The organism is Luteimonas sp. R10, from assembly GCF_045689605.1.
Classification (GTDB): Bacteria; Pseudomonadota; Gammaproteobacteria; order Xanthomonadales; family Xanthomonadaceae; genus Luteimonas.
In genome coordinates, this window is record NZ_CP141262.1 from 291854 (window position 1) to 307399 (window position 15546).

Genomic DNA, 15546 nt, shown 5'->3' on the forward strand with positions numbered 1-15546 from the left:
TTCGAACCCCGAATGCCTCGTTGGCGTCTGGCTGTTGGCTGGCGGGAGCGCGGCCGCACCCGCGCCCCGGCAGGGCCTGGGGCAGGACAAATCGGCTGCGGGCTGTGGAAAACCCGCAAATGGTAGCGGCGACGGGCATTTGCGGGCAAGTCGCACGTGCATCGATCCGGACCGGAGAAGTCAAAAATCGGGCCCGAATGGGCCTGTCGCGGGGTGCCCGCAAGCCCTAGAATCGCCTGCCCTTGCCCGCTCCCGGTGTGCCGTGTCCGCGATCCTGTCCCCCGAACTGCCCGACGCGCCGCCGCCGCCGCGCGCAGCGATCACCGCGCACTGGAGCCGCGACGAGGCCGGGCATCTGCGCGAACTGCTGGAGCGGGCCCGCCTGCCCGAGGCCGATCGCGCCGCCGTCCAGGCCGCCGCCGCCGACCTGGTTCGGCGGGTCCGCGCCCGCGCGCAGGACCAGGGGGCGATCGAGGCGTTCATGCAGCAGTACGACCTCGGCAGCGAGGAGGGCGTGCTGCTGATGTGCGTGGCCGAGGCGCTGTTGCGCATCCCCGACCAGGACACCGCCGACAAGCTGATCCGCGACAAGCTCGGCGAGGCCGACTGGAAGCGCCACATGGGCCAGTCCGAGTCGGTGCTGGTGAACGCCTCGACCTGGGGCCTGATGCTGACCGGGCACCTGGTCGACCTGGCCGACGAGACCAAGCGCGACGTGCACAACGCCTTCAAGCGGGTGCTCGGCCGGGTCGGCGAGCCGGTGATCCGGCTGGCGGTGCGCCAGGCGATGCGGATCATGGGCCATCAGTTCGTCATGGGACGCACCATCGGCGAGGCGCTGGCACGCAGCCACAAGGGCGGCAATGCCGCCTACCGCTATTCCTTCGACATGCTCGGCGAGGCGGCGCTGACCGACAAGGACGCGCGGCGCTACCTGCAGGCGTACCACGACGCGATCGAGGCGATCGGCAGGCAGGCCTCCTCGCAACGGGGCGACGATGCCCATCGGCCGGACGGCGATTTCGCCGCGTCCTCGATCTCGGTCAAGCTGTCGGCGCTGCACCCGCGCTACGAGCACGCCAAGCGGCAGCGGGTGCTGGCCGAACTGACGCCGCGCGTGCTGGCGCTGGCGCGGCGGGCCAAGGCGCACGGCATCGGCTTCACCGTGGACGCCGAGGAGTCGGAGCGCCTGGAGCTGTCGCTGGACGTGATCGCGGCGGCCTACGCCGACCCCTCCCTGGACGGCTGGGAAGGCTACGGCCTGGCGGTGCAGGCCTACCAGAAGCGGGCGCCGGCGGTGATCGACTTCGTGGTCGACCTCGCCCGCCGCCACGGCCGCCGCATCCCGCTGCGCCTGGTCAAGGGCGCGTACTGGGACAGCGAGATCAAGCGCGCCCAGGTCGAAGGCCATGCGGACTATCCGGTGTTCACCCGCAAGCCGAACACCGACGTGTCCTACCTGGCGTGCGCGCGGCGCATGCTGGAGTCGACCGACGCCCTGTATCCGATGTTCGCCACCCACAACGCGCACACCATCTGCGCGATCGGGCGCATGGCGGCGCTCTACCTGTCCGAGGCGGCGCGGTCGCAGCCGACGCCGTACGAGTTCCAGAAGCTGCACGGCATGGGCGACGACCTCTACGCCGAAGTCATCCCGGCCGACCGCATGGGCGTGCCCTGCCGCGTCTACGCGCCGGTCGGCAGCCACGAGGACCTGCTGCCGTACCTGGTGCGGCGCCTGCTCGAGAACGGCGCCAACTCCAGCTTCGTCAACCGCATCAGCGACGAGGACGTGCCGGTCGAGGACCTGATCCGCGATCCGGTCGAGACCGTCGCCGGCTTCGACAGCATCCCCCACCCCCGCATTCCGCTGCCGGTCGATCTCTTCCGCAGCCAAGGCGCCGACAGGAGCAATTCCATGGGCATCAATCCCGCCGACGACGCGCAGCTGCGGCAGCTCGCAGACCAGGTCAACGCCGCCGTGGCCAGCGGCGCCGACAGCTGGCGTGCCGCGCCGCTGGTGCCGGGTGCGCAGCCGGCCGGCCCCGACATCGCCGTGACCAATCCCGCCGACCGCCGCCAGCGCGTCGGCCAGTGGCAGGCCGCGGACGAGGCGACGGTCGAGCGCGCCCTGGTCAACGCGGTCGCCGCGCAGCCGGGCTGGGACGCGACGCCCGCGGCCTCGCGCGCTGCGATCCTCGAGCATGCCGCCGAACTGCTGGAGTCGCGCATGGCGCAGTTCATCGCCCTGTGCACCAAGGAGGCCGGCAAGACCATCCCCGACGGCGTCGCCGAGGTGCGCGAAGCCGTGGACTTCCTGCGCTACTACGCCGGCCAGGCGCGCAAGCTGTTCGTGCCCGAGCCGCTGCCCGGCCCCACCGGCGAGACCAACACCCTGCAGCACAACGGCCGCGGCGTGTTCGTCTGCATCAGCCCGTGGAACTTCCCGCTGGCGATCTTCACCGGCCAGGTGGCCGCCGCGCTGGCCGCCGGCAACAGCGTGATCGCCAAGCCGGCCGAACAGACCAGCCTGGTGGGCTACTACGCCGTGCAGCTGCTGCACGAAGCCGGGATCCCGCAGGACGTGCTGCAGTTCCTGCCCGGCGACGGCGCCACCGTCGGCGCGGCGCTGACCAAGGACCCGCGCGTGGCCGGGATCGCCTTCACCGGCTCCACCTTCACCGCGCGCGCGATCAATCGCGCGCTGGCCGCGCGCGACGCGCCGATCGGCGTGCTGATCGCCGAGACCGGCGGCCAGAACGCGCTGATCGCCGATTCCTCGGCGCTGCCCGAGCAGCTGGTCAAGGACGTGATGGCCTCGGCGTTCACCTCCGCCGGCCAACGCTGTTCGGCCGCGCGCATCCTGTTCATCCAGGACGACGTGGCCGACAAGGTGATCGAGATGCTGGCCGGCGCCATGGCCGAGCTGCGGGTCGGCGATCCCGGCCTGCTGTCGACCGACGTCGGCCCGGTGATCGACACCGACGCGGTGAAGATGCTCGACGACCACGCCGAGCGCATGGCCGGCGAGGCGCGGCTGATCGCGCAGGCGCCGGGCGGCGACCACCTCGCCCACGGCACCTTCTTCCTGCCGCGGGCCTGGGAGCTGAAGTCGCTCGACCAGCTCGACCACGAGAAGTTCGGCCCGGCGCTGCACGTGATCCGCTGGAAGGCCGGCCGGCTCGACGATGTGATCGCCGCCATCAACTCCACCGGCTACGGCCTGACCCTCGGCATCCACTCGCGCATCGACGAGACCGTCGAGCGCATCGCCGCGCGGGCGCGGGTCGGCAACGTCTACGTCAACCGCAACCAGATCGGCGCAGTGGTCGGGGTGCAGCCGTTCGGCGGCCAGGGCCTGTCCGGCACCGGCCCCAAGGCCGGCGGCCCGCACTACCTGCCGCGCTTCGCCACCGAGAAGGCGGTGACCATCAACACCACCGCCGCCGGCGGCAACGCGTCGCTGCTGACCCTGGAGGACTGAGCCGCGCGACATTCGCGACATCGCCTCTCCCGGATCGCCCGGCTCATGCGATCTTCGGCCGGTCCGGGACCGGCCTCGTGGCGACGCAGCGAACCCTCCCAGCTTCGGCGGCCCGGGTCCTGATGGCGTCGCGACTTCCGTCGCTCCCACAGGAGAGTCCAGAACTCCGATTGTGCGGTTCCGCACTTGTGGGAGCGACGGAAGTCGCGACCCCGCAAATCCAGCGGCTATGCCCTTGGCGATGCGCCTGGGATCGCCGCCGCGATCGCGCCCGCTCAGCGCTCGGGCAGCTCCACCGAATCGCGCAGCTCGCGGTCCTCGGCTTCGAGCGCGGCGATCGCGTCGGCGCGCTCGTCGACGAAGCGGTTGGCCACGCCCTCCTGCACGGCGGTCGAGTTGCGGCTGAAGTGCGCCAGCTCGCCGTCGGCGTTGCGGCGCCCGCGCTCGGCATAGACGGCGTCGATCACGGCACGGTCGAAGCCCGGCTCCCAATCCTGCAGGCCGGCCTCGCGCACGCCGTTCACGGCGTTGGCGACGATGTTGCTGTTCGGGCCGTGCTGCACCGCGGTCGACCAGGCGACGTTCTGCAGCGCGCGCGAATGCTGGGCGAGATCGAGACCGGGCGTGGTCACAGTGCCGTCGGCCGCGGTGACGGTGGTGCGCGACTCGACCCGGCCGGCCTGCACGTCGTAGTGGGTGCGCTCGATGTAGTCGTGCTGCGCCTGGCCGAACGCCTCGGGTTCGCGCGCGGCAACCTCGCGCCAGGTCTGGCTGAAGGCCGGCGTGCCCGGCCGCTGGCCGGCGAACTCGCCCGCCCAGGCGGCGCCCTCATTGGCCAGGAACTCCTGCGGCCGGCCGGCGGCGGTGGACAGCTGGTAGCTGCCGTAGGACACGCCGCCGATGTCGCCGCGCCCGGTCGACACCGTGCCCGGCCCGCGGCCGCCGGTCTCGTAATGCGCCGAGAGCGAACCGAGCTCCGGCTTGTCCTGCGGCCCCGGCACGCTCAGCACGTCGCCCGGATAGACGGTCTCCGGGTTGACGACGCCGTTGGCCAGCGCCAGGTCGCGCATGCCGACCCCGAAGGCGGTGGCGATGTCCTGCAGCGTCTGCCCCGGCTGCATGGCGTAGCAGACCGGGCCTCCGAGCTCGATCGGCTGCTGCGAGGCGATCGCCTCGGCGACCTCGCGCTGCGCGGCCGGATTGTCGAAGCGGCTGCCGGCCTCCAGGGCGGTCGAAGCCGAACCCAGGCCCGGGGAGCTGCCTTCCTGGGTCGACGAAGCGCCGGACGCGCTGTTCGCAGTGGAAAAGCTGCCGGTGGAATCGACGCTGCTGCTGTCCATGACGAGGCCCCGCGGTAGTTCGGAGGATGCGTCAGGAATACCGGGCTACCGCGATCGGCAACACTGGGGCCAACCCCAGCATCGGCGGGCGAATGTCTCGAGCAGTGACGTCATTCACGGTTCCAGCAGGCCTGCGGCAGCGGTGGGCAGTCGGTCAACAGCTGCGGTGACCCGGTGCGCAGGTAACGCCCGTCCAGCACGGTGCGCAGGGGGCAGTAGTCGAAATCGCCGCTCAGCACCGCCGCTTCGCCGTCGAACGCGAGCTCCAGCGTGCGCGGCCGCTCCGCCAGTTCGCGCGCGTCGAAACCGAGGTCGAGGCTTTCGAACGGCACGAAGCCGGCGCGCAGGCGACCGTTTTCGAGCGTGCCCTCGGCCACCGCATAGCAGTCGGCGCCGATCGCCGCGCCATCGGCCGCATCGCCCGCGCCGTGCACCTCCACCCGGTACGCGCCCACGTCACCCGGCAGCGCGACCACCCGCAGCTCGGCGAGCGCGGGATCGGGCATGGCGTAGACGCCCTCGACCGGCGGCGACGTGCCGGCCCCGGCACAGCCGGCCAGCAGCACGAAGAACGAAGCAAGGACGGGAACGGCGGATCGCATCGGCGGAAGTCCTTCAGCTGGGGGCGCCCAATCTCTACCACATCCGGCGACCCCCGCCACTCCCCGACGACGCACTCGTTGCCTCCGGCGCCGGCTCCTCCGCCTGCGCCAGCAGCCTGTCGGCGGCCTTCGCGATCTCCTGGATCGAGGACTCGGAATAGCCGTTGTGCGTATAGGCCAGCCGTCCCGCCCTGTCGACCATGAACAGACGCGGCACCGCCTCAACACCATAGGCATCGGAGATGGCGCCATCGCGGTCGTGGGTCATGGTCACCGTCAGCGCCCTGAGTTGGCGCAGGATCGCCCGATAGGTCCGCGGCGGCTCCTTGAAGTTGATCACCGGCGCGGCGTGAGCCGACGCTGCCAGGGTGCAGCCCAGCATCACTCCCCACCACGTGCCGGTTGCCGATCCGCCGCTCATCTGCGCCCCCACGCCAAGGTAGCCTATTGGCCGTGGTCCACACCTACCAGGTCATCGGCCCCAACTCCGCCCGCCTGCGCATCATCTCCGCACGCCCGGCCACCCGTCGCGAACGCGACCAGTACGCATACCACCCGCGATGACTGCCATGAACGCCCACCCTGAACACGACGACGATCTGCCCGCCGAGATCGATTTCTCGAACGCCGAGCGTGGCAAGTTCTACCGCAAGGAGGCGCGCCTGCATCTGCCGGTGTATCTCGACGATCCGGCGCAGGACCAGTTGGCCGCCCTGGCCGAGGCCAAGGGCGTGGAACTGTCTACCCTGGTCAACGAGCTGCTGCGCAAGGATCTCGAACTCATCGAAGCGGCGCGGTGAGCGCGCCGCTAAAGAAGAAGCCCCGCCGAGTGAGGGCGGGGCTTCGCATCATTAAAGGACTTGGAAGCTCAATCCTCGTCTACGGGAGACGACTTCTCTGCATCAGCAGAGTCTGTTTCATCGTAGACATTGCCTTCTTTGTCATAAGTGATCCATCGGCCGACTTTTTGGCCGTGCTCGTACTGACCTCGAATGCTCACAACTCCGTTTTCAATCGCAACAAAGGGACCGTGGTCTATTCGACACCCGACTGAAAGGCCACTCTTCCCCCACGCGCGATACTCCTTCTTCGCTGGCTCGGGGCAAGTGATCTCCTTGGCGACAGATTCGGCGACTTCATGACTACTCACTTCGCCTGCAGAGCATCCAGCTAACAGCAGGCTTGCGAGAAAGATGCCCATAGTTCTTTGGCAGCTCATCACAACCCCCACCGCGGCCTGTTCCAATCGCGCCTCAATGGAGACGGAACGGTCGATGGCTGGTTGAGCACTGAGCGCGAGAAAGATTGGCATTGATTCGCAGGATGCCATCGCCCAAGTGGGCGGCCTATCTCCAATAGTTGGTTCACCTTGTCCTCGTCGACGTTATCGACTTTGTCGCACTTGCTGCCTTTCTGTGTGTGTCGCCCTGATTCGTCGACTACCTGCACAGGGTCAAGAGGTCGATCGCCTTTCTCATTGCCTGCCACATTGCCGCGAGTCCCTCCCATGCCTGCTTCTACTGTGTCGGTCTTGATCCAATGGTGATCGACCCATCCCATACCCGGAACTTGTGCCGGTTGTGAGCACAGGAACACGTCGAGGCCGAGCGGATCAGTAAGACTTATTGGGTTGCCATGGACATAGGCATACGTATTTAGCCCACCCGCCAACCCGATCGGATCGCTCTCCAGATACCGGCCGAGGAACGGATCGTAGGTCCGGAACCCGTTGTACCAGAGCCCGCTCTCGCTGTCGTAGTACTGGCCCGGGAAGCCCAGGTTCAGGCCGCCGATGTCGTCCTGCTGCACTGTCCGGTCGAAGGCGTAGTTGTCGGCCCGCCACACCAGCGCCTTGCTGCCGTTGGTCACCCGCTCCGGCCGGCCAAGGTGATCAGTGTGGATGAAGTGCAGTTGGCCACTCCGGGCCATCGCGACGGGACGCCGTTGGGTAGCCGCAGGTAGTGCGTCCACACGTGCTGCCGCTGAAGCCGCTGCGCTCCACCGCCAGCTGGGCGTCTGGTCCGTAGACGTAGAAGGCCGCGTTGGGCGAGCCCTGCGTCTTGTAGACCCGCTGCCCGAGGGCGTTGATCACGTAGGTCGTCTTTCCTCCGGTGCTGGTCGTGACCGACGAGAGCCGGTTGAACGGATCGTACTCGTAGACCTGGATCGCGCTGCCTTGGCGGATCATGTTGCCGTTGGCGTCCAAAGTATAGGACTGGTCGCCGGCGGTGACCCCGGCCGTCGACTCTCGCAGCCGGCCCAGCGCGTCGTAGGCGAAATTCTGGACCTGGCTGCTGAGCATGCCGTCCGCGATCCGGCTGATCTGTTTCGTGTTGCCATAGAAAGGTGATGGGTATCGCTGCGCTCAACCCATTCTACCTCGCTCATCGAAGTGGCGCGCCGACAACAGCAGCTAAAAGAGAGCCCACTGGAAGTGACAAGGCCCGCAGCGATGCGCGCCTTGAATCGGGGGGCAGGTTAATTGCCTACGTCCCCTTACTCTCCCGCGGCGTCGAGAGACTTATTCTGACCTTCTTAAATCTTTCGAAAATCCAATATACCCTGCCACTAGACCAAAAATCACTATTGACTACCTCCATCCTTCGCTTGGACCATACCCCAACACAAAAAAGAAACCAAGATTCCATATGACCACAATGCACGCAGATATAGAAAACCACAATAGAAATCTATAGATAACCCATAATTTTTGACTTTTTTCTTTTTATTGTTAATTACAACCACATCCATCAGATATCTCCAGAGCTAAACCCTCTACTTGAAGGTGTACTAATCCAGATACTGCGCCCGCTGCCGCCCCTGCAACCCTGCCACCTGGACCAATCCTTCCCCCAAGAACTACACCAGCCCCAACATATCTAGCCGTTGTTACTCCTATGCAGTAACCACCAGGCTTGTTATTTGCCCTGACATAGCTTCCTGCCGATGTTGAAGCACCACTCAATGCTGCTGACATTGTTGCCGCTGCTGCATTTCCCGCCTCAACGAATGCCTGCCCCCCGGCCGTCATCGCAGCCGCTACTCCATCCGCACCCGGCCCACCTCCCATGCACGATGAAATGTTTTGTGATAATGCTTCCAAGCCATAACCAATAAGCGTCCCACCCGCCGCTCTCCATGGACTACGACTCAATAGTCCACCCATTGTCGCTCCACCTGCAGCTGCACCCAAGCGAGACGCCTGCTCACTGGTAATACAGATCAAACCGAGAGGATCGACGAGGCTGATTGCCCCCCCCGACATAGGCATAGGTGTTCAACAGTTCGATGAACGATATGAGCAACTAGTCGATGTAATGCACCTCAGTGATTACTCCATCCTTGGTTTCAACAACCAGGTCGCCTAACTCGATTGCATTTCCTTCAACGCCTGCGATCACGCCAGCTTTTCCTTCCAGCTCTTTTGAGAGTACGGAAAAAGAATATGAGCTCTTGCCTATCCAAGACTTGTTAATTATTGCAAGGCTAAGTTCGCTTCTTGCTCGCTGCCGTTTCATTTCGCTCTGCGAATTATCAAGCATGATTCCCGCATCAAGAAATTTTGCAAACAGGTAGACATTGGCAATTAAAGAAATAGATAGCGCGACCCATAGTATTCTGTTCGTCATTGTCCCGCTCCCAATGCATCTCGTGCAAAAGTGCCGCAGGTGTTTGGACTTAGCGGATTCCAACTGTAAGGCGCTCGATTCGGGTCATTCATTCGCTGCTCTGCAAATGCGATGATTTTTTTCTCATCAGCATTTGCGTCACACTTCAATTTTGCCTTCGTGCCCTTTCCTTGGTTTTGAGTCAGCGCCTTTTGAAGAGCGCTCATGGACTCCGGAGTTGGATTTCCATCTGGCCCCATCTTCAGATCAGGCACACTCGCACGCCTCACGTTACCGAAATCGCTGTTATACCGACCATATTCGTAGTAGCGCGTACTACCCGATGAGTCATAGGCGAGTACCCCAGCATGCCCTAAAGCCAGCTGCGTGTTCGTGCCAGGAAGCGTGATCGGGTATCCGGGAAATGCCACCGTGCAACCCGCAAGTCCTAGCAGGTCAATGAAGCTGATCGGATTCCCCCCAACATAGGCATACGTATTCAACCCACCCGCCAATCCGATCGGATCAGACTGGAGATAGCGCCCCGTGAACGGGTCATAGTCGCGGAAGCCGTTGTGATACAAGTTCGACTCGGCATCGAAGTACTGACCCGGGAAGCGGATGTTCAGGCTGCCGACACCGCCCAGGTCGTTCTGTCCAACGGTGCTGTCGAAGGCATAGTTGTTCGCCCGCCAGACCCTGACCTTGCTCTGGTTAGTCACATGCTCGGGCCGCCCCAGATGGTCGTTGTGGACATAGTGCTTGGCGCTGCCATCGACAAAGCCCAGCAACTCGCCGCCCAGCCAGATGTAGTGGCGCCAGTAATGGGTGCCGCCGGAGGTAATCCCACCCCTTTCCGCCATCAGCTTACCGCCCGGGCCATAGACATAGAAGGCATTCTTCGGCGAGCCCTGTGTCTTGTAGACCCGCTGGCCGAGAGCATTGACCCAGTAGATCGTGCTGGTCCCGTTGGAGTCGGTCACGGTATTCAACCGGTTGAACGGATCGTACGTGTAAGTCTGGATATTGCTTCCCTGCCGGATCATGTTGCCGTTGGCGTCGTAGTACAGCGCCCGGGTGCGATCTCCCGACAAACTCAACAATCGATTGCTGGCCGTGTCGGTCGCATGGCTGGTAAGGCTTCCGTCTCGGATCTGTTCCAACCGATTGCCATTGGCATCCCAAGTGAACGACTGCTTTGCGTGGCTGTATCCGCCGTCTGAACCGAGCAGCCGGCCTAGCGGGTCGTAGGTATAGCCCTGGGTCAGATTGCCATTGGTACCGACTGTCATCCGAGTGATGCGATCGTTCATGTCGTACAGATAGTCCAGGCTCTGCACGTTGGTGGAACCATTCTTGGTATAGATGCCGGTCACCCGTCCATCGATGTCATAGGTGCGGGTATGGGCAAGGCCGTTGCCGTAACTCAGCCCCGCCATCGGCCCGAACGGCCGATAATCGACGTTGTTGGCTATTGTATGGGTGGTGCCGTTGACCGTCGCCGTGACCGCCCTGACCCGGCCATAGCGATAGCCATACCCCACAGCAACATTGTTGGGATAGCTGATGCCAGTCAGCCGCCCCATGTTGTCGTAGGCATAGCTTTGGTCGAAGCCGGCGCTACCGATCTTCTGCTGCTGGGTTGCGGGCAGGCCCTCCGGGGTGTAGGTGTAATCGATCTGTCCGTAGGGGTCGACGACCTGGCACAAGCGACCCTTGCCGTTGCTGCAGGTGTCGTAGGCGAAGCTCTGGGTCTGGCCGCCGGCCTGGAGCGACGTGACTCGGCCCAGACCGTCATAGCCATAGGTCGTCACGGTGCCGTCGGCTCGGGTCATCTTGGTCCGGCGGCCGTACGGATTGTACTCGAAGGTGGTGGTGCCGGTATCGCGGCTGGTCTGCGCCCACAGCTGGCCGAAGCCGTCGTAGACGTAGGTGGTGGGCTTGCCGCGCGGATCGGTGACTTTCGTCATGCGGCCGGCGGCGTCGTACTCGAACTTGGTGTACTTGCCCATGGCGTCCTTCGATTGCACCAGGCGGTCGAGGGCGTCGTAGGTATAGGTCGTCGTGTGTCCCAACGCATCCTTGGCGGTCTTGACGTTGCCGTTGCCGTCGTAGGTGTAGGTGACGCTCTGGCCATTGTTGCCGCGCTGGCGGCGCACCCGGCCAAGTTCGTCGTAGTCCGTGTAGGAACGAGCGTAGAGCGTGCTCGTAGTGGCCATCGGCATGACCTCCAGGCCATCCTCGACGCCATCCATCTCCGCCCCAGGCATGCCCTGGGGGTCCGTGCAGATACGACCGTCACAAGGCGGAGGGATAGGCGGTGGCGGGCTCGGGTTGGTGACCGAGACGGCGACATTCGCGCTCTCGGCTCCGAACCAGGTTCCGCCGTTCACCATGCGCCATCTAAAGTCGTAGCTACCGGCCGTGCTTGGCGCGGTGACATTGAAGCTGAAGGTCGCCGTGCCCCCGGGAGCGACACTGGAAGCCAAGGGAATGCGGTTGGTTCCCCAGGTCGTGTTGTTGGAGGGGTTGCGTGACCCCAACCGGTAGTTGGACGAAGCGGGCCAGGTGGTGTCACCCGTGTTCTTCATGCGCACGGTGACCCCATAGCTCTGCCCACGCAGCATCGGACTGGGGACCACCTGGCTCGCGAACTGGGCGTTGTCGGTCGGCACCCAGGTGTCGCGATAGATCTCGGTCCGCGTGGTATTGCCCATGGCGTCATAGGTGTAGCGCGCCACGGCGTAGTTGTTGCCGCCCTCCGGCTCCTTCGCCGAGATCAGCCGCCGGTTCGCCGCGTAGGCATACTCTCTGTAATGCCCGTCAGGCAGCGTGACCCGCGCGAGCGAGCCCACGCCGTCATACGCATAGGTCGTGTATGCGGCCACGCCGTTGGGATAGGTGCGTTGTCGCGTGACGCGCCCACGCGCATCGTAGGTGTACTCGGTTACGTCGCCGTTGGGGCCGGTGATCTTTCCGGGCAGACCCAACGCGTTGTAGTTCTGGTAGATGGCCTGCTGACCCAATCCGTTGCGGAGGCTGTAGAGAAAGCCGGTCGTCCCGTAACCGTAGACGATGGAATCCCCGCCGCCCGGTAACGGGCCGTCTATCGTCACGGTCGCCAGCAGCCCATTGGCTTGAGTCGTATAGGTGTATGTGGTCTTGCGTATCTGATTGGCGACGCCGTTGGGGCTCAGGTTCTTGATCGTGATCGATGCCAGGCGGTGATCGCTTCCATAGGCGTAGGAAATTTCGTGCTGCCCATGCAAGGTTTCGCGCGTGATGCGGTTATGGGTAGCGTCCCAGGCATAGGTGGTTCGGCGCTCTTCCGTCGCACCTGCTGCTTCACGCTTCTCGAGCATCTGCCCCTTGGCGTTGTATATGAATTGCGTCCGGTTCCCGTTTTGATCCTCGCTGGCGAGCGGATAACCATTGGTGTCGTATACCTTGAGCCTGGTCGTCGCCAGCGGGCAGTACGTCGATGGATGCCCGATCATCGAAGCAAGCTTGCCGTCCTCGAACTCGTAGGTCGTTGTCTTCCCAAGAGGGTTTGTTTCTACAACGCGACGGATACTACCAGCCGATGCAACCGATGCATTGGCTATGGCGACCGTTGCGCCCTCGTCCATGCCGGCAGCCGGCAATTGCATTGTCCCGCCAGCACTTCTCGGCAGCGTACAGATTCCGGCATTGCATTCACCACCTGGCGGCGGTGGCAGTGGCAGCGGCGGCGGCTGGGAACCACCTTCGACCTCGTAGCTGAAGGTGTATTTGTCCGCACCGCCCGCATGCTCGCTGCTGATGGCGCGGCCTGCAGCATCATAGGCGAAGCTGGAATAGCGGATGTCATTGAAGGACTTTCCGGTCAGCGCCCCAGGAAAGCGGCCGTCCTCGTAGTGGTAGGTGGTCTTGGTAGCGGGGGCACCGGGCAGCGTGGCGGTCGCCAGCCGATGGCGCCCCGCTCCGAAAGCGTTGGCGGTATAGGTGTAGTTGTAATGATTGCCCGCCGGGTCGGTGACGCGAGTCAGCTGTCCATTGGACCAGGTAAATCGAACGGTACGACCGGATGTATGAGTGACGGTCTGCAGGTAGTTGTTGCTGTAGCTGAAGGTCAGGCCGACACCGTGCCGATTCTTGATGTCGAGCACATAGCCGTTGGCGTCGTAGCGCTCGATCAGCTGGTCTTCCGTGTAATGCGTGTAGATGCCGCCGGCCAGTGCGATATAGGCGATCGGAGCCGCCTTGTCTTCATTCCAGCGGTTCTGCCCGGCGACGCGGATGAATTTGATGCGCCGACCGTCAGGGCGCTGCAGCCAAACCAGATCCTGCCCGTTTGTCGTCTGGCGAGACGACGAGTAGTCGAAGTTGCTCAACCAGTGCCGGCCGAACAGGCCAGTGGCGTTCCAATAGTGATTGTAGGTGCGTGACAGAGAGAGCGGCATTTCGCCGGCACCGGTGAAGTCCGTTTCGAACTCCACCTTGTTTCCGGTCGAAACTACAATGGGATTTCCTCTGCAGGGTTTGATCTCCGGGTCATGATCGGAGGTCGGCTGCTCCGGCGCGCCTGGCGAGCCAACAGAGCCGCCTCCGCCCCAATCGCCACCGGGCCCGCCATCGCCTCGACCAAGGCTGTCCAAATCGAAACAGCGCTCCGTCGTGCTGGACCTGAGCCCTCCCGCCGGGTTATCCGGAGTAGGAGGCGTGGAGTGCCAAGTAACTTCCGTCCAGCAGACTTGGTTGATCGCGTGAACCGGCTGCGTCGACAGCGACGCGACCACGGCAAGCGCGAGCAGCAGAAACGAGTGAACGAGGCGAGCCCGTCCATGGCCTTGTGTGAACATCCTGCCCCCCCCCCGGGCCTTGACCGTGCTGGTCAAGTTTTCGACTGTTTAGTCCACCGCGGTTCGGAAGTCAATCCGTTGGATGCTTGCTGCGAGAGGATGGTTTTGGCGCTGCGGCCGTCGGGCCCAAAACCGGACATGAAGGCTTTCTTCAAAAAAAAAGCCCCGCCGGAGCGGGGCTTTTCGACCACGTGACGCGGTGGATCAGAACCGGTACTGCGCCGAGACGCCGAACAGGTTGGCGCCGCCGTCGTAGGTGCCGGTCAGGCGCGAGCCGCTGCTGGAGACGATGTCGATCTCCGGGTCGTCGGCCATCTGGATGCGGGTGTAGGCCGCGCTGAGCTCGAACTGGTCCGAGGCCGCCCAGGTCAGGCCGATCGCGTACCAGTTGCGGTCCTGGTCGGGCATGCGCGGGGTGCGGTGCTGGTAGGCGATCGGCGACTCGTCGCGGCCGATGCCGCCGCGCAGGGTGAAGCGGTCGTTGAGCGCGTACTCGGCGCCGATCGTATAGAACCAGCTGTCGTGCCAGTTGTAGTCCTCGACCGAGTCCGGCTGCGCCGGGTTCTCGAACTGGATGCGCACCTCCTCCATCGAGCTCCAGCCGGTGTGTGCGGCCTCGGCCATCAGCGAGAGCTGGTCGGTGGCCTGCCAGGTGCCGCTGAAGGTGTGGGTGCTCGGCAGCACCAGGCGCGCGCCGCCGCCGGTGTCGACGAACTGGCCGGTGCCGGCGAGGATCGGGGCGACGTTCGACGGCACGGTGAAGTCGGCGCTGCCGCTGATCTCGTGCTTGATCTCGGAGCGGTAGGCGTAGCCCAGCGAGATGCGGTCGGTCGGGCGGAAGTTCAGGCCGCCGACGAAGCCGAGGTTGGTGTCGTCGCCCTCGATCGAGACGAAGCCGTCGTTCTTCTGCGGGCCGTAGGTCCCGGTGACCGGATCGGGCATGAAGCACAGCGGCTGGGTGGCCGGGTTGGCGCACAGCGAGCTGCCGAAGTCGATGGCGTTGGACAGGGTGACGTCGGCGCGCTCGATGACGGCGCCGAAGCCGACCGAGAAGCGGTCGGTGATGTCGACGGCGGCCGAGAGCGTCAGGTCGACGATGCGCACGTCCGACTCGACCGCGTGGTAGCGGCCGGCCCAGTCGCTGTCGTACTCGGTCTTGAGCCCGAACGGCGCGCTGACCATGGCACCGAGGGTGAGGTACTCGAAGCGGTCGCTCAGCGGCAGGATGAAGGACATCGCCGGCACCGGGGTCACGCCGCCGGCGTCGCCGCCGTCGCCGCCGGTCAGCGGCTGCTGCAGCGGACTGCCCGCGGCCGCGCTGCCGCCGCCGTTGAACTCGAACGACAGATCGATCGCGGTGACGTCGCCCTGCACGGTCTTCTGCTCGAAGGTCGACATGACCGCCGGGTTGTTGACGACCACGGACGCGTCGCCCTTGGCGGAGGCCGAACCGGCCATGGCGCGGCCCTGGGCCTTGACGCTGTTTTCGCGCAGTTCGAACGCCGAGGCGTGGGCCTGGTCGGCGCAGGCGAGCACGCCGGCGACGCCCAGCGTCAGGGCGGAAATCGTAAGGATGCGGGGATGGGTTTGCATTGCTCGGTAGTCTCCGATGACTTTTATGGTTGTCGCGCCGCAACGTGCGCGGGCCTGTCCCGGCCCTGTGCCCTGCAT

General features: G+C 64.6%; 11 protein-coding genes. 2 read left to right on the top strand and 9 right to left on the bottom strand.

Annotated features, from left to right (window positions below; genetic code table 11):
- Positions 1–271 precede the first annotated feature (271 nt).
- Positions 272–3484, top strand: coding sequence for a bifunctional proline dehydrogenase/L-glutamate gamma-semialdehyde dehydrogenase PutA (gene putA / locus U3649_RS01220; RefSeq protein WP_407354671.1), 3213 nt, complete (start codon positions 272–274; stop codon positions 3482–3484).
- A 275-nt stretch (positions 3485–3759) separates the two neighbouring features.
- Here the strand turns inward: putA and U3649_RS01225 are convergent, their stop codons facing one another.
- The 3 genes from U3649_RS01225 to U3649_RS01235 all read right to left on the bottom strand — a co-directional run bounded on the left by U3649_RS01225 (position 3760) and on the right by U3649_RS01235 (position 5808).
- Positions 3760–4824: a LysM peptidoglycan-binding domain-containing protein gene (locus U3649_RS01225; RefSeq protein WP_407353082.1), complete on the bottom strand. Its 1065-nt coding sequence runs from the start codon at positions 4822–4824 to the stop codon at positions 3760–3762.
- Between the two features lie 110 nt (positions 4825–4934).
- Positions 4935–5426 carry a hypothetical protein gene (locus U3649_RS01230; RefSeq protein WP_407353083.1) on the bottom strand — a complete coding sequence of 164 codons (492 nt, stop codon included), beginning with the start codon at positions 5424–5426 and terminating at the stop codon, positions 4935–4937.
- A gap of 34 nt (positions 5427–5460) precedes the next feature.
- The gene (locus U3649_RS01235) at positions 5461–5808 is read right to left on the bottom strand and encodes a TlpA family protein disulfide reductase (protein ID WP_407353084.1); all 348 of its coding nucleotides are present in this window, start codon (positions 5806–5808) and stop codon (positions 5461–5463) included.
- A gap of 187 nt (positions 5809–5995) precedes the next feature.
- On the opposite strand from U3649_RS01235, the gene U3649_RS01240 reads away from it, so the two are divergent.
- Positions 5996–6226, top strand: a complete 231-nt coding sequence (locus tag U3649_RS01240; RefSeq protein ID WP_407353085.1) for a hypothetical protein — start codon at positions 5996–5998, stop codon at positions 6224–6226.
- A gap of 68 nt (positions 6227–6294) precedes the next feature.
- On the opposite strand, the gene U3649_RS01245 is transcribed toward U3649_RS01240, so the two are convergent.
- From U3649_RS01245 to U3649_RS01270, 6 genes are all read right to left on the bottom strand, one after another.
- A complete protein-coding gene (locus tag U3649_RS01245; protein ID WP_407353086.1) occupies positions 6295–6627 on the bottom strand; it encodes a hypothetical protein in 333 nt (110 codons plus the stop codon).
- A gap of 17 nt (positions 6628–6644) precedes the next feature.
- Positions 6645–7295: an RHS repeat-associated core domain-containing protein gene (locus U3649_RS01250; RefSeq protein WP_407353087.1), complete on the bottom strand. Its 651-nt coding sequence runs from the start codon at positions 7293–7295 to the stop codon at positions 6645–6647.
- Positions 7296–7317: 22 nt separating this feature from the next.
- Entirely contained in the window at positions 7318–7728 is a 411-nt protein-coding gene (locus U3649_RS01255; RefSeq protein ID WP_407353088.1) for a hypothetical protein, read from the bottom strand.
- Between the two features lie 1003 nt (positions 7729–8731).
- Positions 8732–9055 (bottom strand): hypothetical protein, encoded by a 324-nt coding sequence (locus U3649_RS01260; protein ID WP_407353089.1) that lies wholly within the window; start codon positions 9053–9055, stop codon positions 8732–8734.
- Complete coding sequence (locus U3649_RS01265; protein WP_407354672.1) at positions 9052–13875, bottom strand: RHS repeat-associated core domain-containing protein; 4824 nt, start codon at positions 13873–13875, stop codon at positions 9052–9054. The genes U3649_RS01260 and U3649_RS01265 overlap by 4 nt, the downstream gene beginning before the upstream one ends.
- 204 nt (positions 13876–14079) lie before the next feature.
- The gene (locus U3649_RS01270) at positions 14080–15468 is read right to left on the bottom strand and encodes an OmpP1/FadL family transporter (RefSeq protein ID WP_407353090.1); all 1389 of its coding nucleotides are present in this window, start codon (positions 15466–15468) and stop codon (positions 14080–14082) included.
- Positions 15469–15546 lie beyond the last annotated feature (78 nt).

Bases quoted from the DNA above. Each gene is read 5' to 3' on its own strand.
- U3649_RS01225 (WP_407353082.1), bottom strand. From the start codon at position 4,824: ATGGACAGCAGCAGCGTCGATTCCACCGGCAGCTTTTCCACTGCGAAC.
- U3649_RS01245 (WP_407353086.1), bottom strand. From the start codon at position 6,627: ATGGGCATCTTTCTCGCAAGCCTGCTGTTAGCTGGATGCTCTGCAGGC.
- U3649_RS01260 (WP_407353089.1), bottom strand. From the start codon at position 9,055: ATGACGAACAGAATACTATGGGTCGCGCTATCTATTTCTTTAATTGCC.
- U3649_RS01270 (WP_407353090.1), bottom strand. From the start codon at position 15,468: ATGCAAACCCATCCCCGCATCCTTACGATTTCCGCCCTGACGCTGGGC.
- U3649_RS01265 (WP_407354672.1), bottom strand. From the start codon at position 13,875: ATGTTCACACAAGGCCATGGACGGGCTCGCCTCGTTCACTCGTTTCTG.
- U3649_RS01255 (WP_407353088.1), bottom strand. From the start codon at position 7,728: ATGCTCAGCAGCCAGGTCCAGAATTTCGCCTACGACGCGCTGGGCCGG.
- U3649_RS01240 (WP_407353085.1), top strand. From the start codon at position 5,996: ATGAACGCCCACCCTGAACACGACGACGATCTGCCCGCCGAGATCGAT.
- U3649_RS01235 (WP_407353084.1), bottom strand. From the start codon at position 5,808: ATGCTGGGCTGCACCCTGGCAGCGTCGGCTCACGCCGCGCCGGTGATC.
- U3649_RS01230 (WP_407353083.1), bottom strand. From the start codon at position 5,426: ATGCGATCCGCCGTTCCCGTCCTTGCTTCGTTCTTCGTGCTGCTGGCC.